Source organism: Nocardioides eburneus, from assembly GCF_040838215.1.
GTDB classification, from domain to species: Bacteria; Actinomycetota; Actinomycetes; order Propionibacteriales; family Nocardioidaceae; genus Nocardioides; species Nocardioides eburneus.
In genome coordinates, this window is sequence record NZ_JBFPJR010000039.1 from 1 (window position 1) to 18,620 (window position 18,620).

General features: G+C 73.5%; 21 protein-coding genes and 1 pseudogene. 14 read left to right on the top strand and 8 right to left on the bottom strand.

The window, feature by feature from the left end; genetic code table 11:
- Window positions 1-169 precede the first annotated feature (169 nt).
- On the top strand, window positions 170-1,270 hold the full coding sequence (locus AB3X52_RS16905) for a permease (RefSeq protein WP_367995267.1): 1,101 nt from the start codon (window positions 170-172) through the stop codon (window positions 1,268-1,270).
- A gap of 11 nt (window positions 1,271-1,281) precedes the next feature.
- On the opposite strand, the gene AB3X52_RS16910 is transcribed toward AB3X52_RS16905, so the two are convergent.
- Window positions 1,282-1,863, bottom strand: coding sequence for a hemerythrin domain-containing protein (locus AB3X52_RS16910; protein WP_367995268.1), 582 nt, complete (start codon window positions 1,861-1,863; stop codon window positions 1,282-1,284).
- 137 nt (window positions 1,864-2,000) lie between these two features.
- Here AB3X52_RS16910 and AB3X52_RS16915 point away from each other — a divergent pair, with 137 nt between their 5' ends.
- The 13 genes and pseudogenes from AB3X52_RS16915 to AB3X52_RS16970 all read left to right on the top strand — a co-directional run bounded on the left by AB3X52_RS16915 (window position 2,001) and on the right by AB3X52_RS16970 (window position 13,248).
- Complete coding sequence (locus tag AB3X52_RS16915; RefSeq protein WP_367995269.1) at window positions 2,001-3,029, top strand: hemerythrin domain-containing protein; 1,029 nt, start codon at window positions 2,001-2,003, stop codon at window positions 3,027-3,029.
- Window positions 3,029-3,595 carry a hypothetical protein gene (locus AB3X52_RS19425; RefSeq protein WP_496559908.1) on the top strand — a complete coding sequence of 189 codons (567 nt, stop codon included), beginning with the start codon at window positions 3,029-3,031 and terminating at the stop codon, window positions 3,593-3,595. The genes AB3X52_RS16915 and AB3X52_RS19425 overlap by 1 nt, the downstream gene beginning before the upstream one ends.
- A 12-nt stretch (window positions 3,596-3,607) precedes the next feature.
- Window positions 3,608-6,295, top strand: a pseudogene (gene fdh, locus AB3X52_RS16920) (formate dehydrogenase); the annotation flags it as partial.
- Window positions 6,296-6,297: 2 nt separating this feature from the next.
- Window positions 6,298-7,209 carry a 4Fe-4S dicluster domain-containing protein gene (locus AB3X52_RS16925; protein ID WP_367995271.1) on the top strand — a complete coding sequence of 304 codons (912 nt, stop codon included), beginning with the start codon at window positions 6,298-6,300 and terminating at the stop codon, window positions 7,207-7,209.
- Window positions 7,206-8,294 (top strand): NrfD/PsrC family molybdoenzyme membrane anchor subunit, encoded by a 1,089-nt coding sequence (gene nrfD / locus AB3X52_RS16930; RefSeq protein ID WP_367995272.1) that lies wholly within the window; start codon window positions 7,206-7,208, stop codon window positions 8,292-8,294. The genes AB3X52_RS16925 and nrfD overlap by 4 nt, the downstream gene beginning before the upstream one ends.
- A gap of 61 nt (window positions 8,295-8,355) precedes the next feature.
- The gene (locus AB3X52_RS16935; protein ID WP_367995273.1) at window positions 8,356-8,829 is read left to right on the top strand and encodes a hypothetical protein; all 474 of its coding nucleotides are present in this window, start codon (window positions 8,356-8,358) and stop codon (window positions 8,827-8,829) included.
- Window positions 8,830-8,893: 64 nt separating this feature from the next.
- Window positions 8,894-9,151 carry an MrpF/PhaF family protein gene (locus tag AB3X52_RS16940; RefSeq protein WP_367995274.1) on the top strand — a complete coding sequence of 86 codons (258 nt, stop codon included), beginning with the start codon at window positions 8,894-8,896 and terminating at the stop codon, window positions 9,149-9,151.
- On the top strand, window positions 9,148-9,459 hold the full coding sequence (locus AB3X52_RS16945; protein ID WP_367995275.1) for a cation:proton antiporter: 312 nt from the start codon (window positions 9,148-9,150) through the stop codon (window positions 9,457-9,459). Before AB3X52_RS16940 ends, AB3X52_RS16945 begins: the two co-directional genes overlap by 4 nt.
- A complete protein-coding gene (locus AB3X52_RS16950; RefSeq protein WP_367995276.1) occupies window positions 9,456-9,791 on the top strand; it encodes a Na(+)/H(+) antiporter subunit B in 336 nt (111 codons plus the stop codon). The genes AB3X52_RS16945 and AB3X52_RS16950 overlap by 4 nt, the downstream gene beginning before the upstream one ends.
- Window positions 9,788-10,543, top strand: coding sequence for an MnhB domain-containing protein (locus AB3X52_RS16955; protein WP_367995277.1), 756 nt, complete (start codon window positions 9,788-9,790; stop codon window positions 10,541-10,543). The genes AB3X52_RS16950 and AB3X52_RS16955 overlap by 4 nt, the downstream gene beginning before the upstream one ends.
- 3 nt (window positions 10,544-10,546) lie before the next feature.
- Window positions 10,547-10,906, top strand: coding sequence for a sodium:proton antiporter (locus AB3X52_RS16960; protein ID WP_367995278.1), 360 nt, complete (start codon window positions 10,547-10,549; stop codon window positions 10,904-10,906).
- Window positions 10,903-12,783, top strand: coding sequence for a complex I subunit 5 family protein (locus tag AB3X52_RS16965; protein ID WP_367995279.1), 1,881 nt, complete (start codon window positions 10,903-10,905; stop codon window positions 12,781-12,783). Before AB3X52_RS16960 ends, AB3X52_RS16965 begins: the two co-directional genes overlap by 4 nt.
- An 84-nt stretch (window positions 12,784-12,867) precedes the next feature.
- Window positions 12,868-13,248 carry a hypothetical protein gene (locus tag AB3X52_RS16970; RefSeq protein WP_367995280.1) on the top strand — a complete coding sequence of 127 codons (381 nt, stop codon included), beginning with the start codon at window positions 12,868-12,870 and terminating at the stop codon, window positions 13,246-13,248.
- Between the two features lie 268 nt (window positions 13,249-13,516).
- Here AB3X52_RS16970 and AB3X52_RS16975 read toward each other — a convergent pair whose 3' ends face one another.
- Genes AB3X52_RS16975 through AB3X52_RS17005 form a run of 7 tightly spaced genes read right to left on the bottom strand, consistent with a single transcriptional unit; the run spans window position 13,517 to window position 18,618 of the window.
- Complete coding sequence (locus tag AB3X52_RS16975) at window positions 13,517-13,855, bottom strand: hypothetical protein (protein WP_367995281.1); 339 nt, start codon at window positions 13,853-13,855, stop codon at window positions 13,517-13,519.
- Complete coding sequence (gene qcrB, locus AB3X52_RS16980) at window positions 13,852-15,231, bottom strand: cytochrome bc1 complex cytochrome b subunit (RefSeq protein ID WP_367995282.1); 1,380 nt, start codon at window positions 15,229-15,231, stop codon at window positions 13,852-13,854. The genes AB3X52_RS16975 and qcrB overlap by 4 nt, the downstream gene beginning before the upstream one ends.
- Window positions 15,231-16,085: a QcrA and Rieske domain-containing protein gene (locus AB3X52_RS16985; protein WP_367995283.1), complete on the bottom strand. Its 855-nt coding sequence runs from the start codon at window positions 16,083-16,085 to the stop codon at window positions 15,231-15,233. The genes qcrB and AB3X52_RS16985 overlap by 1 nt, the downstream gene beginning before the upstream one ends.
- Window positions 16,082-16,885 (bottom strand): cytochrome bc1 complex diheme cytochrome c subunit, encoded by an 804-nt coding sequence (gene qcrC, locus AB3X52_RS16990; protein ID WP_367995284.1) that lies wholly within the window; start codon window positions 16,883-16,885, stop codon window positions 16,082-16,084. Before qcrC ends, AB3X52_RS16985 begins: the two co-directional genes overlap by 4 nt.
- Before the next feature lies 1 nt (window position 16,886).
- A complete protein-coding gene (locus AB3X52_RS16995; protein ID WP_367995285.1) occupies window positions 16,887-17,306 on the bottom strand; it encodes a c-type cytochrome in 420 nt (139 codons plus the stop codon).
- Window positions 17,303-18,175: a cytochrome c oxidase assembly protein gene (locus tag AB3X52_RS17000; protein WP_367995286.1), complete on the bottom strand. Its 873-nt coding sequence runs from the start codon at window positions 18,173-18,175 to the stop codon at window positions 17,303-17,305. Before AB3X52_RS17000 ends, AB3X52_RS16995 begins: the two co-directional genes overlap by 4 nt.
- Window positions 18,172-18,618: a hypothetical protein gene (locus tag AB3X52_RS17005; protein ID WP_367995287.1), complete on the bottom strand. Its 447-nt coding sequence runs from the start codon at window positions 18,616-18,618 to the stop codon at window positions 18,172-18,174. The genes AB3X52_RS17000 and AB3X52_RS17005 overlap by 4 nt, the downstream gene beginning before the upstream one ends.
- Window positions 18,619-18,620: the final 2 nt, after the last annotated feature.

Here is an 18,620-nt window from a genome sequence, read left to right on the forward strand (position 1 = left end):
CGGTGAAGGCGACGTGGGGGCTCTGGGTCAAGCCCGCCGAGCGGGACGCGCTGACCCGGATCCTGCAGCGCTGCCCCGGTCAGCGGCTTCCCACTGCTCGGCAACGCCCGTCGTCGCCGACCATTCCGGGGTCCTAGTCTCGGGGGAGACCCCTGACGGAAGGACCGCGATGACCGCCGAGACCCCTGAGACGTCGGGACTCACCGGCCGCACCCCGCCCCGGGCGATCGGTGTCGTCGGCGTCCTGATCGTGCTGGCCCTGCTCGTGGCGGGCCTGCTGTGGGCGAAGTGGCTGCCCTACTCCGACAAGGTGCGGACCCTCGCCGACACCCGGACCTGGCCGGGATCGGCGATCTTCGGTGCCGCCGGCCATCCGGGGTCGGCGCCGTCGGCATCGGGCGCCTGGGAGTTCTGGAAGACCTACTTCGTCGCGGTGTGGAAGGCCGCGGTCGTCGCGCTCGTCGTCGCCGCGGCGTTGGAGTCGCTGGTGCCGCGGCGCTGGCTGGTCGGCCTGCTGTCGCGGCGCACGGTCCTCGGTCAGGGCGCCATGGCCGGGCTGCTCGCCCTGCCGAGCATGATGTGCACCTGCTGCACGGCGCCGGTCGCGGTCGGCCTGCGCCGCCGCGGTGCGCCGCTCGGGGCGAGCCTGGCCTACTGGTTGGCCAACCCGCTGCTCAACCCCGCGGTCGTCGTCTTCCTGGCGCTCACCCTGCCGTGGCAGTACGCCGTCGTCCGCGTCGTGGTGGGCGCAGCGCTCGTCGTGGGCGGCACGGCCCTGGTCGCCGGCTGGCTGAGCCGCTCGGGTGCCACCGCACCGACGCCGCTCGACCCGACGGTCGCGGCCGAGGAGGACCCGGTGCGGTGGGCGCAGCTGCCCGTCCGGTTCGGGCGGGCCCTGCTGCGCTACCTCCTGGTGCTCGTGCCGGAGTACGCCGTCGTCGTCCTCCTCACGGGCTGGCTCAGCGGATGGCTCTCCGACTTCGCCGGGCTCGACCAGGCGGCCGGCCCGGTGGCGCTGCTGCCGGTCGGCCTCGTGGGCGCGGCCCTCGTGATCCCGACCGGCGGCGAGGTGCCTGTCGTGGTCGGGCTCGTCGCGGCCGGAGCGAGCCTCGGTGTCGCGGGCGTCCTGCTGATCACGCTGCCGGCGCTGAGCGTGCCGTCGATCGTGATGGTCGGCCGCACGCTGTCGTGGCGCGCGACGTCAGCCCTCGCCGGCCTCGTGGTCATCGGTGGCCTCGGGGCCGGCGGGCTGCTCGTCGCGCTCTCCTGAATGCCGGGAGGTCAGCTCCCCGACTTCGTGATCGCGTCCTTCACCCGGTCGACCAGCGAGGCGAACGGGCCCATGACCATCTGCTTGGCCGTGCTGCCTGCCGCGGAGGGGTGCGGATGCGTCGGCGCGGCGGCCTCTGCCGCCTGGAGCCGGGAGCCGAGCTGACGGCGCATGTCCGGGCTGCACGTCTCGAGCACGAGCGGGAACTCCTCGTGCTCCTCGGCCTCGGCGTGGTCGTCCACGGACTTCTCGAAGGCGACCAGGCGGGTGTCGAAGTCGACGGTCGTGACATCGAGCTTCTCGAGCTCGGCGAGCACCTCGTTGGCCTCGGCCTCCTCCTGGTTGCGTGCGTCGGCGATCTCCTTGCCGCCGGCCTCGCCGGTCACCGGACGCAGGATCATCTCCTCGGCGGTCTCGTGGACGGCGAGCAGGGAACGGAGGTTGTCGAAGGCCGTCTGCCTGGCTTCGCCGCTCGCCGTCTTGACCTCGGTGAAGAGGTCGCGGATCCGCGCATGCTGCTCCAGCAGGATGCGGATCACGTCGCCCTCGGGAAGCTCCGCGGCCTTGGCGCGGTCCTCTGCTGCATCACCCATCGTCGTACTCCCATCGGTCGGCCTCGGTCAGGACGGTGAGCGGTACCCGGCCCGCCGGGATCCCCAACCTCCTGCGTCGACGCAGGGCTCCGCCGTCGCCGGTGCATGATGCCCCGGCGGGTGGATACCTCACCGCCATGACGGCGACGCGGAAGGATGCGCGCGGCTCGAGGTCGCGTGCCGAGATCCTGCGCCTGGTCGCCGCCAAGGTGTCCTACGACGAGATCGGGCGCCGCCTGGGCATCGCGCCCGGCCTCGCCTACCTGATCGCGACCGGTCTGCCTGCCGACGGCTCGGACGCGCCGACCGCGGACGCCCACGAGTGGCCGGGGTTCCTCGGCAGCAGCCAGCATCTGGCGAACCCGGAGCCTGCGGAGAACACCACGTCGCGTGAGGCCGTACGCCGGTGGGTGCATGCGCGCGTCGAGGCGGATGCGGCGATGCGGGAGGCCGCGGCGCGACGCGACGCGGTGCCCCCGGAGCAGCCTTTCGGTGACGTGGAGCCCGACGTGGTCGACGTCCTGGTGCGCGACCACAACCAGGTCACCGCGATGCTCAAGCAGCTGGCCACCATCCCGGGCGCCCAGAAGGGCGGTACGCCGGCCCAGCGGTCGGCGCGGGCTTCCATCGTCGACCTGGTGACCGTCGCGCTGTCACGCCACGAGGCGGCCGAGGAGCAGGCCCTCTGGCCCGCCGTACGGCAGGTGCTGCCCGCGGGCGACGCGCTCGCCGACGAGGCGCTCGCCCAGGAGCAGCACGGCAAGGAGATCCTGCAGGCGCTCGCCCACCTCGACGGCACCGCCGAGGAGGACGGCGAGCGCTTCGACGACCTCGTCGAGGAGCTCTCCGCGGCCTGCCGGACCCACGTCGCGTTCGAGGAGAAGGTCTTCCTGCAGCTGCGGGAGCAGATGCCCCGCAGCGACCGTGTCGACCTGGCCAGGACGCTCGACCGCGCGCGGCGGCACGGCCCCACCCGACCGCACCCGCACGCCCCCAGCGAGCCGCCTGCCGTCGACGTGGCCGGGGCGCTCGGCACGGCGATGGACCGGATGCGCGACGTCGCGGGGTCACGGCCGGCGGACCGGCGCGGCCGGCCGAGCGCCGACGCGGAGCGGCGTACGGAGCAGGGTGCGGAGCAGGCGACCGAGAGCGAGGACGGTGACTGATGGGAGTGCGTACCTTCATCGAGGGCTGGCCGGTCTACCGCCAGCTCACGGGCGAGGACCCGACCGGCCGGGGGCCGGCGGCGAAGTCGCGCCACAGCGACACCCTCGAGCCGCGCGTCGCCAGCGCGGAGAAGGTCGTCAAGTCGGTCTGCCCCTACTGCGCGGTGGGCTGCGGCCAGAACGTCTACGTCGAGGACGGGAAGGTCACCCAGATCGAGGGTGACCCGGACTCGCCGGTGAGCCGCGGTCGGCTCTGCCCCAAGGGCTCGGCGAGCCTCCAGCTCACCACCGGCTCCGCCCGGCTGCACCAGGTTCTCTACCGCCGCCCGCACGGCACCGACTGGGAGCGTCTCGACCTCGACACGGCGATGGACATGATCGCCGACCGCGTGATCGAGAGCCGGCGTGCGTACTGGCAGGACGAGGTGGACGACACGGTGGTCAACCGCACGATGGGCTTCGCCACCCTCGGTGGCGCGACCCTCGACAACGAGGAGAACTACCTCCTCAAGAAGCTCTTCACCGCGCTGGGTGCCATCCAGATCGAGAACCAGGCGCGGATATGACACTCCTCCACGGTTCCCAGTTTGGGAACCTCCTTCGGCCGGGGAGGGGCCACCACCTTCCAGCAGGACCTGCAGAACGCTGACTGCATCGTCATCGAGGGCTCGAACATGGCCGAGTGCCACCCGGTCGGGTTCCAGTGGGTGATGGAGGCGAAGGCGCGCGGGGCCACGATCATCCACGTCGACCCGCGGTTCACGCGCACCTCCGCGCTGGCGGACCTGCACGTCCCGATCCGCGCCGGCAGCGACATCGCGTTCCTCGGCGGCCTCATCAACCACGTCCTGGCGAACGACGCCTACTTCAAGGAGTACGTCGTCGCCTACACCAACGCGGCGACGATCCTCACCGAGGACTACGTCGACGCCGAGGACAACGACGGGGTCTTCTCCGGTTTCGACCCCGAGGACCGCAGCTACGACTTCCACACCTGGCAGTACGAGGGCATGGAGGTCCAGGCGGCGTCGGGCCAGCGCGACCAGCAGTACGAGGACAGGGTCGGCGCGAGCGACGGCGGCAAGAGCGGCGTACGCAAGGCCGGACGTGGGGAGGCGCACGGGTCCGGCGGCGCCGCGATCAGCGGCGAGATCGAGCACGACGACACGCTGCAGCATCCGCGCTGCGTCTTCCAGGTGCTCAAGCGGCACTACGCGCGCTACACGCCGGAGATGGTGGAGGAGGTCTGCGGCATCCCGCAGGATCTCTTCCGTCAGGTCGCCGATGCCCTCGTCACGAACTCCGGTCGTGACCGGACCAGCGCGTTCTGCTACGCCGTCGGCTGGACCCAGCACACCGTCGGGGTGCAGTACATCCGCGCTGCCGCGATCCTGCAGAGCCTGCTCGGCAACATCGGCCGCCCCGGGGGAGGCATCCTCGCGCTACGCGGCCACGCCAGCATCCAGGGCTCGACCGACATCCCGACGCTCTACAACCTGCTGCCCGGCTATCTGCCCATGCCACACGCGCACGAGCACGAGGACCTCGACGCCTACATCGAGGCGGACTCGACGGAGAAGGGCTACTGGGCGGAGAGCCGGTCCTACATGGTCAGCCTGCTCAAGGCGTGGTGGGGCGGTGCGGCGACGGCGGAGAACGACTTCTGCTTCGACTACCTCCCGCGGCTGACCGGCAGCGCGTCGACGTACGACACGGTGCTGGCGCAGCTGTCGGGGGAGACGAACGGCTACTTCATCATCGGCGAGAACCCGGCGGTCGGCTCGGCGAACGCCAAGCTGCAACGGCTCGGGATGGCGAAGCTGGACTGGCTGGTCGTGCGGGACTTCTCCCTCATCGAGAGCGCGACGTGGTGGAAGGACGGCCCCGAGATCGAGACCGGGGAGCTGCGCACCGAGGACATCGGCACCGAGGTCTTCTTCCTGCCCGCCGCGGCGCACACCGAGAAGGACGGCAGCTTCACGAACACCCAGCGCCTCCTGCAGTTCCACCACCAGGCGGTCGAGCCGGAGGGTGACGCCCGCAGCGACCTGTGGTTCGCCTTCCATCTCGGTCGCCGGATCCGGGAGAAGCTCGCCGCGTCGACCGACCCGCGGGACCGGCCGATCCTCGACCTGACCTGGGACTACCCGACCAAGGGGAGGCACGCCGAGCCGGAGGCGGAGGCGGTCGTCGCCGAGATCAACGGCTGGGACGCCCACGGCGATCCGCTGTCGAGCTATGAGCAGCTCAACGACGACGGGTCCACCGCGTGCGGGTGCTGGATCTACTGCGGCGTCTACAGCGACGGCGTCAATCAGGCGGCGCGGCGCAAGCCGGCCGGCGAGCAGAGCTGGGTCGCGCCCGAATGGGGCTGGGCCTGGCCGGCCAACCGGCGGCTGCTCTACAACCGCGCGTCGGCCGACCCCGACGGGAAGCCGTGGAGCGAGCGCAAGGCCTACGTCTGGTGGGACGAGGAGAAGGCGCTGTGGACCGGCCACGACATCGCCGACTTCGCCGCCGACAAGTCGCCGCACTACCGCCCGCCGGTCGGGGCGACGGGGGCGGAGGCCCTGACCGGGATCGACCCGTTCGTCATGCAGGCCGACGGGAAGGCGTGGCTGTTCGTGCCATCAGGTCTCACCGACGGCCCGCTGCCGACGCACTACGAGCCGCAGGAGTCGCCGTTCCGCAACCCGCTCTACCGCCAGCAGCGCAACCCCGCTCGCGAGCTGCACCCGCACGAGAACAACCGGCTGCAGCCCAGCGGCGATGAGCCGGGGGCCGAGGTCTTCCCCTACCCGCTCACGACCTACCGGCTGACCGAGCACCACACCGCCGGCGGGATGACCCGCTGGGTGCCTTACCTCGCCGAGCTGCAGCCCGAGTTCTTCTGCGAGGTCTCGCCCGAGCTGGCGTCCGAGCGCGGCCTCGAGCACGGCGGCTGGGCGACGATCGTCACGGCTCGCAACGTCATCGAGGCCCGCGTCATGGTGACCGAGCGGCTCACGCCGCTGCGGGTGGGCGGCCGGACCGTCCACCAGGTCGGGCTGCCCTACCACTGGGGTCCGAACGGCTATAGCCGGGGCGACGCGGCCAACGAGCTCACCTCGGTCGCCCTCGACCCCAACGTCCACATCCAGGAGGTCAAGGCACTGGCCTGCGACATCAGGCCCGGCCGGCGTCCCCGGGGCGCGGACCGCGCCGCGCTCGTCCGCGACTACCAGCGCCGGGCCGGCATCGACGACGAGACCGGGACGGAGGTCTGAGCGTGGGACTGCTTTCCGAGAGCGAGTACGACGCGCCGCTGCCCCGGATGGGGTTCTTCACCGACACCTCGGTGTGCATCGGCTGCAAGGCCTGCGAGGTGGCCTGCAAGGAGTGGAACCACGTGCCGGAGGACGGCCTCGACTTCACCGGCATGTCCTACGACAACACCCAGGGCCTCGGCGCCGACAGCTGGCGGCACGTCGCGTTCATCGAGAACCGGACCGGGGCGACGCCGGTCGACCTCGGGATGCCGCAGGTCGGCGCGCCGGACGCGGCCGACGGGGCCGATGGGTCCGGCGTCCGGCCGGACCTCCCGCCGGGCGGCGACCTGATCGACGGCGAGGGCAAGCTGCAGTGGCTGATGGCCTCCGACGTCTGCAAGCACTGCACGCACGCCGCCTGCCTCGACGTCTGCCCGACCGGCTCGCTCTTCCGGACCGAATTCGGCACGGTCGTCGTGCAGGAGGACATCTGCAACGGCTGCGGCTACTGCATCCCGGCCTGTCCCTACGGGGTCATCGACCAGCGCAAGGACGACGGCCGGGCATGGAAGTGCACGCTGTGCTACGACCGTCTCGGCGTCGGGATGGAGCCCGCCTGCGCCAAGGCGTGCCCGACAGACTCGATCCAGTTCGGGCCGCTCGACGAGCTTCGTGAGCGCGCCCAGGCACGCGTGGAGCAACTGCACGAGAAGGGCGTCGACGTCGCGCGGCTCTACGGTCACGATCCCGACGACGGCGTCGGCGGGGACGGGGCGTTCTTCCTGCTCCTCGACGAGCCGGAGACCTACGGGCTGCCGCCCGACCCGGTGGTGACCACCCGCGACCTGCCGGTGATGTGGCGGCAGGCCGGCCTCGCGGCCCTCGCCCTCGCCGCCGGAGTCGTCGCCGCGGCCTTCGGGAGGAAGTCATGAGCGACCAGTCCGGCAACGAGTCAGGCGTCACCCGTGAGGGGCTCGAGCACCCCAGGCCCGGACGTGAGGCACCCGCCGACGACCTGACCGTGCGCCGCCGCGGCGGCGCCGGAGGTCGTGGCCGCGGCCGTGGCGGTGGGCGGCGACGACGTGGCCGTGGCGAGCGGGCGATGGTGCCCGACGTCGAGTTCGGCTCCTACTACGGCAAGCCGGTCCTCAACAAGCCGGTCTGGTCGGCGCCGGACATCGCGGGCTATCTCTTCCTCGGCGGCCTCGCCGGCGCCTCCTCGCTCATCGGCGCCGCCGCCGACGCGCGGGGGGAGGACCGGCTCGCGCGGGTCAGCAAGACCGGTGCGGCGGCGGCCGCGGTGCTCTCCCTCAGCGCGCTCGTCCACGACCTCGGTCGTCCGATGCGCTTCCTCAACATGCTCCGCGTCGTGAAGGTCACCTCACCGATGAACCTCGGGGCGTGGCTGCTGTCGGCGTACGCCCCCGCGGCGCTGGCGGCCGCCGGGGCGGCGCTCACCGGTCGCTTCCGACCCGTGGGCGTGGCCGGCACCGTGGGTGCGGCCGCCCTCGGGCCGGCGGTGGCGTCCTACACCGCGGTGCTTCTCAGCGACACCGCCGTCCCGGCATGGCACGACGCCCACCGCGAGATGCCGTTCGTCTTCGTCGGCTCCGGCGCCATGGCCGCCGGCGGCCTCGGTCTGCTGGGCGCTCCGGTCGCGCAGCAGGGCGTGCCGAGGCGCGCGGGTGTCCTCGGCGCCGCGACCGAGGTCGGCTGCCTCAAGCTCCTGGAGCACCGGCTCGGGTTCGTGGGGGAGCCCTACCGGCAGGGTCGCTCCGGGCGCTGGATGAAGGCCGGCGAGGGGCTGGCCCTCGCCGGGTCCGCGCTGGCGCTGCTGAGCCGCGGCGAGGGTTGCGGGCGTCGTACGGCGGGCGCCGTGGGCGGCGCCATGCTGCTCGCCGGCTCGGCGTGCACCCGGCTCGGCGTCTTCGCGGCCGGGGTCGCCTCCGCCGAGGACCCGCGCTACACCGTGGGGCCGCAGCGCGAGCGGTTGCAGCGGCGCGGCGCTGAGCGCTGAGGCGCCGATTGTGGGCCCGCGCCGCCGGGTACCGCCTCCGCAGCCACGTGAGGGGGACGACATGCTCATCCGGATCCTGGAGGGGGTCGCGTGGTGGGTCACGCTGCTGGCGGCGTACGTCGTCCTCATCTCCTCGATCTCGCTGCCCGAGCTGGTCGCCGGAGCCGCCCTCGCGGCGCTGGCGAGCGTGGTCGCGATGGTGGCGACGCGCGGGCTGCGGCCGGCGGCCCCGCCGATCGGCCTGCGCTGGCGACACCTGCTCCTGCTTCCGGTCGCGATCGTGCGCGACCTCGGCGTCCTCGTCGCGCGGCTCGGGGCGCGGGAGGCTCACGTCGGCACGACCGAGGACCTGCGCCTGCCGGAGGCCGGCGAGCCGCGGGCCGTCCGGGCCTACGCCGTGCTGGCGCTCTCGATCAGTCCGGCCGCCTACGTCCTCGACGTCTGGCCCGGTGAGCCCGCCGACCGCGAGCCGGGCTCGGTCCGGGTGCACCGGCTCGGCGCGGCCGGTGGCATCGAGGGGCTCGTCGGCGAGTGACCGGGGAGATGAGAACGCGGCAGGGGAGCGCGGCGTGTGGGAGCGCGATGCGAAGGAGGCGGGCATGAATGAGGTGGTCGCGCTGGTGGCGCTGGTGCTCGTGGGGGTGGTCGTCCCGCTCTGCCTCGCGGGTGTGCTGCGCGGCGACCCGCTGAGCCGGCTCGTCGGACTCGAAGCGCTCGCGGTGGTGGCCACCGTCGTCCTCCTGCTGCTGGCCCGCTCGGCGCACCGCGGACCGTACGTCGACGTGGCGCTGGTCCTGAGCGTGCTGTCCTTCGCCGGGTCGCTGGTCTTCGCCCGCTTCTGGGGGCGGGAGCTGTGAGCGGGGTCGATGTCGTCGCGGCGGTCCTGCTCGGCGCCGGCGCACTGGTCCTGGTGATCGGCGCCCTCGGCCTCGTCGTCCGACGCGACGTGCGCGACCGGATCCACTACGCCTCGCTCGTCGCGGTCCTCGGTGCGCCCCTGGTCGTCGTGGGGCTGGCCCTCACCGCCGGCAGCTGGCATCCCGCGCTCAAGCTCCTGCTCATCGGCGTCCTCCTCGCGGGCACCGGGCCGGTGCTGTCGACGGTGACCGGCCGCGCCGTCGAACGGTCGACCGGGCCGGGTCGCGAGGGGGTGCGGGAGCGGTGAGCGACTGGACCCTGGGCCTGCTCCTCGTGCTCACCGCCGTGACCGCGACGGCGGTCGTGCTCACCCGGAACCCGGGCCGGCAGGCGATGGTGCTCTCGGCGTACGGCCTCATGCTCGCGATGACCATGGTGGCGCTCTCCGCGCCCGACGTCGCGCTCTCCCAGATCGGGGTCGGGACCGCCGCGGTGCCGCTCATCGTCGTCCTCGCGATCGCCCGCTGCGAGCGCCACACCCAGCGCGAGGCCCCGCGTGGGACCCACCGCCCCGAGGACGACGCGCGCGACGGGGACCGTGGCCGCAGCGCCCCCGACGACGGGGGCCGGGGCCGATGAGGGCGCGGCTCACCGTCCTGCTGGCCGGGGCCGCGATGCTGGTCCTCGCGGTCGTGGGCGTCCGGGCGCTCATCCACCTGCCGGGGGCCGGCGACGTCGCCCACCCGTACGGCGCCCGCGCGGTCGCGGCCGCGTTCCACCACGCCACGGCCAACGCAGTGATGTCCGTGACGCTGGACCAGCGCGGCTTCGACACGCTCGGCGAGGAGTTCGTCCTGCTCGCCGCGGCCGTCGGGACGGTGCTGCTGCTCCGCGAGCTGACCGCCGAGCGCGAGGAGGAGGCCGCACACACCTACGGCCCGGAGGACGTCTTCGAGGCGGTCCGGCTGGCCGGCTACGTCCTGCTGCCGGTCACCCTGCTCGTCGGCGGGTACGTCGTCGTCCACGGTCACCTCACGCCCGGCGGCGGCTTCCAGGGTGGCACGGTGCTCGCCACCGGTCTCTACCTCGCCTACCTCGCCGCGGACTACCGGGCGCTGGACCGGCTCCGGCCGCCGGGCGTGTTCGACGCGGCGGAGGGGCTGGGCGCGTTCGCCTACGTCGCCGTCGGCGTCGGCGGGCTGCTCGCCGGCTCCGGTTTCCTCGCCGACTGGCTGCCCTGGGGCCAGCTCGGCAAGCCGCTCTCCGCCGGCACCGTCCCGCTGCTCAACATCGCCATCGGGATCGAGGTCGGCTCGGCCTTCGTGCTGGTCGTGGCGAAGTTCCTCGAGCAGGCGCTGACGGTGCCCGAGCAGGCTGCCGAGGAGGGCTGAGGCATGCTCTCCTGGCTCCCGTACGCCGTCGCCGGCTGGATCTTCCTCGTCGGCTGCTACGGCCTGGTCACCAGCCGCCATCTGGTGCACACCGTGGTCTGCCTCAACGTGGTGCAGTCCTCGACCTACCTCCTCCTGCTCGCGGTCGGCTGGACGAGGGGAGGGACGGCGCCGATCTTCGGCGACATCGGCCGCTCCCGGGCCGTGGCCGATCCGTTGGTCCAGGCGATGACGCTGACCGACATCGTGGTCGGCGCCGCCGTCACGGCGCTGCTGCTGGCGCTGACGATCCAGATCGCCAAGCGGCGGGGCACGGTCGACCCGCGGGCGCTGCGCTCCTTCGAGCAGGAGAGCGAGGAGTGAGCGCCCCGGATGGGCTGGTGGAGCAGCTTCCCGTCCTGCTCGTGGTCGTGCCGCTCGGGGCGGGGGCGCTGGTCGCCGCGCTCGGCCACTGGGCGCCGCGGATCCTCGCCGACGCCCTCGCCGTACTCGTCGCGGCGGTCTGCACGGTCGGCGCGGGCCGGCTCGTGGTCGCCGTGGGCGGCGGACGGGTCGTCACCTGGCTCGGTGGCTGGACGCCGGCCAGCTCCGGCTCCGGCCCGGGTGGCGGGCAGTCGGTCGGCATCGTCCTCGTCGCCGACCGTACGGCGGCCATGCTGGTGGTCTCCGCGGCGTTGCTGGTCCTCGCCGGGCTGCTCTTCTCCTGGCGCTATCTCGAGGAGACGTCGGCGACCTACCACGCGCTGATGCTCGTCTTCCTGGCGGCGCTGAGCGGCTTCGCCCTCGCCGGCGACCTGTTCGACGCGTTCGTCTGGTTCGAGCTGATGGGCGCGGCGGCGTACGCCCTCGCCGGGATGCGCGTCGAGGAGCCGCGCAGCGTCTTCGCCGCGGTGGAGTTCGGCGTCGTGAACACGCTGGGTGCCTCGCTCACGCTCGCCGGGATCACGCTGCTCTACGCCCGCACGGGCGAGCTCGCCCTGGCGTACGTCGGCGAGCGCCTGCGGTCCCAGCCGGCCGACGCGCTCGTCGGGTTCGCCTTCGTGCTCCTGGTGGTCGGGGCGCTGGTCAAGGCGGCGGTCGTGCCCTTCCACTTCTGGACCGCCGACGCCGAGGCGGCGGCGCCCACGCCGGTCTGTGCCGTCCTGTCGGGTGCGATGGTCGCGATGGGGGTGTACGCCGTGGCGCGCTGGTGGCGGGTCGCGTTCGACGGGGTCCTGCCGCACCCGACCGCCGAGCACCTGCTGCTGGTCCTCGGCGCGGTGACCGCGCTCGTCGGGGCGGTGATGTGCGTCTACCAGCGTCACATCAAGCGGCTGCTGGCGTATTCGACGATCAGCCACGTCGGCGTCGCGCTGCTCGGCGTCGGACTGCTCGACGAGCACGGCACGGCCGCGGCGATCGCCTATCTGGTCGGCCACGCCTGCACCAAGGGCCCGCTGTTCCTCGGCTCGGGCGTGCTGCTCAACCGGTACGGCACGGTCGACGAGCACGCCCTCTTCGGCCAGGGCCGAGGCCGCTGGTTCACCTTCTCGGTCTTCGCGCTCGGCGGTCTCGGCCTGGCCGGGCTGCCGGTCCTGGGGCTGTGGTGGGGGAAGGCGACGCTGGAGCATGCCCTGAGCGTCGCCGGCGCGCCCTGGGCGGTGGCGGTCGTCGTCGTCGCCGGTGCGCTCACCTCGGGCTCCGTGCTCCGGTTGACCGCTCGCGTCTTCCTCGGGCTCGGCGCGGATCCGCGGTCGCGCTCATCACGCGACGGCGACGGGTCCGAGGAGCCGGAAGAGCCCGAGGAGCCCGAGGAGCACGGCCCCATCGGACCGCGCGCGGCGGCGCTGATGGTGGCGCCGGCGTGGCTGCTGCTCGCCGCCGGCGTGGGGCTCGCGCTGGTGCCGTGGGTGCACCGGGCGGGCGCGACGGCGGGCGCGGTGTTCGCCGACCGGCACGGGTACGTCGAGGCCGTCCAGCATCCTCATCGGGTGCTCGCTCCGGTGGTCGGTCACGAGGAGACGGTGTGGACCGGGACGGGACTGGGGCTCGCCGCCGTCACGCTCGCGCTGGCGTGTCTGGTCGCTGCGGCGGCGCTGTGGGCGCCACGTGTCCGGGCGCTGCCCTGGGGCCGCGCGGGCGCCCGGGCGGCGCGCTCGGTGGTCGGCGGCCTGCATGCGGTCCACAGAGCCGACCTGCCCGAGCAGGTCGCCTGGCTGCTGGCGGGCGCGGCCGTGCTGGCCGTCGTGTTCGCGCTCTGAGCGGGGCTCGTGGGACGGGGGCCGTGTGTGTCCGGCCCGGAGATCGGGAACCGGACGGTCAGACCGACACAGGAGGCACTCACCATGGAATACCTGCTCGGCGGGGTCGTGTTCGTCCTCATCCCGTTGGCGATCGTCGTCGCCGTGGCGTACGTCGCGGTCCGGTGGTTCCGACAGAACGAGGTGCGCAAGCAGCAGGAGGCCGTCGGCGGGGTCGTGGAGTCGCTGCGCTACCACGTCCCGATCGGCCAGGACCCGGCGGCGATCCTCGCTGCGCTCCACCTGGAGGGCTACGAGGCCGTACGGGACGACGACATGGCGACCCAGGACATCCTCATCCTGACGCCCAGCGGCGCCGACCGCGAGCGTGCGAAGGTGCGCGCGGTCCTCGCCCACGAGGCGCCCCTCAACCTCGAGGGCGACCCGAAGCCCCGCGACTACGAGGTGCGCTTCGCGGACGAGTGAGCGTGGTCGGGCAGGTCGGCGGGGCAGGTCGGTCGGGGCGCGGCTCGCTCGGCCCCTGTGGCGCGGCGCCACGGGGCGGCCCTCGTCCGCCGGCGTTTGACCGATCGATCGGTCAATCCGTCGACCCCGTCGTTGCGACCGCAGCCCACCAGTCCGCCGCCCTCGGACGCTCGCGCGATGGGTCGCGCCACGAGGGCGGACGCGGACCAGCACCACGAGACAGGCCGTGACGCGAGCACGAGACAGGCCGTGACGCGAGGCGGTGACGCTACCGGCTGCGGCCTGCATGCGATGTGGCGCGAGTGCGCCGTGTTCGGCCTAGGACGACGGCCCCGACCATGACCCCGGCCAGCACGACGACCGCCCCGGCGAGCCGCCGCACCCGGCGCCGCCGGGGTGTCGCCGTCTCCTCGGCCGGTGGCACCGCGGCGTCGGGGTAGGCCTCCTGCGCGCTCTCCACCGCCTCCGCGCGCTCGTCGTAGGCACGGTGGCTGACGAGCGTCGTCCGACCGTCGGGGGACACCCAGCGCCAGCGCCACGCGCCGTCGTCCTGGCGCCACAGCTCGACGGCGCCCTCGCGGGCGGAGCGGGGGCGCGGGCCGGTCACGCGCGGCCCTTCGCCCGGCGCCGCAGGCCGGCGCGCAGGTCCTTGCCGCCGAGCTCGAGAGTGTGGTCCAGATCGCTGCGGCGCAGCGACTCGGCCAGCCACCAGCCGAGGAGACCGGCGCCGAGCGGCAGGACGAAGACGAGGACGCGGAGCACGTCGCGGATCGCGGCGACCGTCCAGCCGGTCCACTGCACGATCAGCTCCTCCGAGCCGGCGACGAGCAGGACCGCGAGGAAGACCAGGGTCGCCGACGCGAGGGCGACGCGCAGCGGCGACTCGCGCGGGCTGCCGGTGAGGTGGTGCGTCTCGCGGTCGCCGGTCCAGCGTCGGTCCAGCCACGGCCAGAGATAGAGCCCGCCGAAGATGAGCAGCGGCAGGACGACGCCGCACCAGAACTGGTTGGGCACCAGGAAGCCGAAGACGTGGAACTCCACGGGCGGGAAGAGCCGGAGGGCGCCCTCGATCCAGAGGATGTACCAGTCGGCGACGGAGGGGGCCGTGATGGTCGCGGGGTCGTTGTCGCCCCACGCCCAGACCGGGTTGATCTGGAGCAGCCCGCCGGCGAGCAGGACCGCGGCGAAGACGGCGGCGAGCAGGGACAGCGAGCGCAGGGCGTAGCCGGGCCAGACCCGGGAGCCGACGACGTTGGAGTTCCGTCGTCCCGGCCCGGGGAAGTGGGTGTGCTTCTGCCGGATCAGGATCGCCAGGTGGGCCGAGATCAGAACCGCCAGGATCGCCGGCACGAGCAGCACGTGGAGGAGGTAGAGCCGCTGGATGATCTCCTGCCCGGGGAACTCGCCGTCGAAGACGAGGAAGGCGAGCCAGCTCCCGACGACCGGGATCGAGAGCGCGATCGCGTTGAAGATGCGCAGCCCGGTGCCGGAGAGCAGGTCGTCGGGGAGCGAGTAGCCGGCGTACGCGTTGAAGATCCCCAGGATCAGCATCGTGATGCCGATCGTCCAGTTGAGCTCCCGCGGCCGGCGGAAAGAGCCGGTGAGGAAGATCCGGCACAGGTGCACCACGATCGAGGCGATGAACAGGTGCGCGGCCCAGTGGTGCGCCTGCCGGACCAGGAGGCCGCCGCGGACGTCCCAGCTGAGGTGGACGGTCGAGGCGTACGCCGCCGAGACCGCCTGGCCCTCCATCGGGCGGTAGTGGCCGTGGTAGATCACCATCGCGGAGCTCGGCTCGAAGAAGAGCGCCAGATAGATCCCGCTGACCACGAGGAAGAGGAAGCTGTAGAGCGCGATCTCGCCCATCATGAACGTCCAGTGGTCCGGGAAGACCTTGGCGAGGACGCTGCGGCCTGTCGAGGCGAACCCGAGCCGCTCGTCGAGCTTCCGCATCGGTCGCGGCCGGGGCAGGAGCGAGACCATCAGTGGTTCCCCCATCCCGGACCGACCGGCCCGCTGAAGTCGCCCCGCGCGACCAGGTAGCCGCTCGCGTCGGTGTCGAGCGGCAGCTGCGGCAGCGGGTGCGGGGCCGGTCCCTCGATCGGTCGGGCGCCGTCGGTCACGTCGAAGACCGAGTGGTGGCACGGGCACATCAGCTGGTGGGACGTGTCGGTGTAGAGCCCGACCGGGCAGCCGGCATGGGTGCACAGCTTGGAGTAGGCGACCACGCCGTCGACGACCCAGTCGGCGCGGCCGGCCGGGAGCCGCAGGTCGTTCGGCGGGACGCGGACCAGCATCGTGGTGGTGTCGACGTGCTCGCGTGGATCGAGCCCTTCGGGGAAGGCCGTGACGGTGCCGCCCATGGCGAGGTCGTCGGGCCGGATCGGCTCGCCCTCCTCGGTGACGAGACGGGTGCCGGCCCGCCACGGCGTGTGCTCGAGGACGTCGTCGGGGTCGGTGCCCATCGCCGGCATGAGCGACCTCAGCGGGAGGATCGTGGCACCGCCGATCGCGGCCACCGCCGTGCCGAGCGCGCCCCACAGCACCCGCGAACGTGGGACGGGCTGCTCGGTGAGGGCCCGCCGGAAGGCGTCGTACTGGCCCTGCGGCGTCGGCCCGACCGCCCGCTCCTCGACGTAGTCGGGCTCGCCGGCGTCGATGAGCGAGGACCAGCGCGCGAGACCGAGCGCCAGGAACGCGAACGAGCCGCCCAGGCAGCCGCCGAGCGCCGCGTTGCCGAGCCCGAGGACGTAGCTGGCGGCGAACCCGGCCGCCCCGAGCGCGCTGAGGAGGAACGCCGCGACCACCAAGCGCGGCGCCCGGTCGGGGCGCGTCATCGCTCCTCCTGCTCAGAGCGCTCGGGCGCGCGCCGACCGAGGAGCCGGATGATGACCACCAGGCACGGCAGCAGCACGAACAGGGCGACCAGGCCCTCGATGATCGGGCCGTACTGGTCGAGGCCGGCGCCGCCGCGGTCCTGCGGCGAGCCGAGCTGGTGGACGTAGGCCACGATGTCGTCGACCTGCTTCTGGTCCAGCTGCTTGTCGGAGAACGGCGGCATCGGTCCCGGGCCGACCCGCACCGCCTCGGCGACCTGGCGCTTCGCGGTGTGCCACAGCTCGGGGGCGGGTTGGCCGCCGCTGACGATCGTGCCGGTGCCGCTGGCGGAGTGGCAGGCGGCGCAGTTCTCCAAGAAGAGCTTGCGGCCGGCGACGGCGTCGCCGGAGGCGAGGGCAGGCACACCGGGGCCGTTGCCGAGGCTGCCGACGTAGGCCACCAGGGCGGAGATGGTCGCGTCGTCGTACGCCGGCGGGCCGGAGCGGACGTCCTGGTCGGGGGAGTCGAGGGGCATCCGGCCGGTGCTGAGGTAGAAGTCCGCGGCCTCGGCGCCGACGTCGGTGAGCGAGGGGCCGTCGTGGGTCCCGGTGCCGTTGGTGCCGTGGCACCACGCGCAGTCGCGCAGGAACACCTGGCGCCCGCTGCTGGGGCTCGGGTCGCCCGAGGCCGCGCGCGGGACGGCGGAGCCGGCTCCCGAGCCGTGGGCGGCGGTGAGCGCCAGCACGGCGGCGGCGAGCAGCACGGCGGCCGCGGCGAGGAGCCGCGGTCGCAGGGAGGACGAGTGGGGCCGTTCCGTCATGTCACCTCAGCGTGTAGAGGTAGGCGGTGATGTCGGCGGCGTCCTGTGGGGTCACCCCGAGGTCGGGCATCGCCGTCCCGGGCTCGATGGCCTGCGGGTTCTCGATCCAGCGGTGCAGGTTCGCCTCGGTGTTGGGCAGCTTGCCGGCGATGTAGCTGCGACGGGCGAAGTCGGTCAGCGGAGGTCCGACGAGGCCGTCGGCGTCGGCGACGCCGGGAACGGTGTGGCAGGTCGAGCAGCCGTACGACGAGATCAGCTGCGCCCCACGGCCCGGGTCGCCCGAGCGGGCGACCTGCGGCGGGGCGGCGTCACGCTCGGAGTCACCGCAGGAGGCGAGCACGACCGCCGCCACGGAGACGGCCAGCCAGCCGGCCGTGGCGCACAGGACGGTTCGGGTCCGGGTCCGTGGACGGGTGGTCATCTCACCTCCAGGTGTGCCGGGCGGGCGTCGGACGGCAGCGTGCTGCCGACATCCACCTCCCCGTCACCGCCCTGCAACTCGCTCAGCCAGCGCGCGAACAGCGCGATGGCGACGGCGAGGTAGACCAGGTCGAGCGGTACCCACATCACGATCCCGGCGATCCGCTGGTCGAGCAGCGGGTCCACGCCGGTGGCGCGCGCGTGGGCCGCCTGGAGCGGATAGAGCGGGTGGTCGGCGAAGGTGAGCACGGCGCCGAGCGCCGCCCCCGGCGGGACGGCAGCGGCGACGTACGCCGCGGCGGCGATGCCGCGCCCCGGCGTCCGCACCAGGTGGACGAGCCGCGCCCAGAAGAGCCAGCCGGTCAGCAGGAACGTGGCGTGCTCGAGCACGTGGACACCGGGCGAGCGGACCGCCGCGTCGTACGCCGCCGGGAGGTGCCACACCCACAGTCCGGCCACGCTCAGCAGCCAGCCGAGCGGGGTCGCGAGCGTGCGTCCCGGGACCCGCCGGGCGGTGGCGACGAGGGGGCGGCGTACACCGGGCGCGAGACCGGCGAGCAGCACCTGCCCCGGGGAGCCGACGGCCAGGAGCGGGGCGACGACCACCAGGATCACGAGGTGCTGGGCCATGTGGGTGGAGAGCCGGTTCTCCAGCGTGTCGCCGAGCGGCGGGACGCTGACGGCGACCAGCAGGACGACCCCAGCGATGACGGCGGGCGCCCGGGTGCGCTGCTGGCGTCGTCCCTGTGGATGGTCGAGCACCTCCCACAGCCCGACGGCATACCAGCAGCCGAGCACGACGAGGACGCCCGCGATCGCGAGCGTCGGACCCAGTCCGCCGCCGGTGCCGGTGAGGTGCAGGAGCGTCATGCGCACGCCTCCAGCACCGTGAGGGCGATGCCGCCGCCGGTGATGGCGGCGAGGGACATCAGCGAGAGGAACCAGCCCAGGACGAGCAGCAGCGAGACCCGCTCGGTCGCGAGGCCGTCGCCCTCCGAGCGCTCGCGGAGACGACGGCGGCGCCGCGTGACGAGCGCGCAGGCGCCGACCGCGCCGAGCGCCACGAGCCACGGCACGAGCGTGCCGAGCCAGACCGTCAGGCGGGCGCCGTCACCGAGGGACCCGCCGTGGAGCAGGACGCCCGACGACGAGGGCGCCAGGCAGGCCAGCTCGGAGACGCTCCAGGCGGTCCCCAGATGGACGGCCCAGGCCGCGGGGCCGCCGGCGACACCGAACCAGAGCAGCAGCGGCGGGATCCGGCCGGCCCTGCTCGCCCGGCCGGTGGCGGTGGTGGTCCTCTCCTGCGTGCGCATCG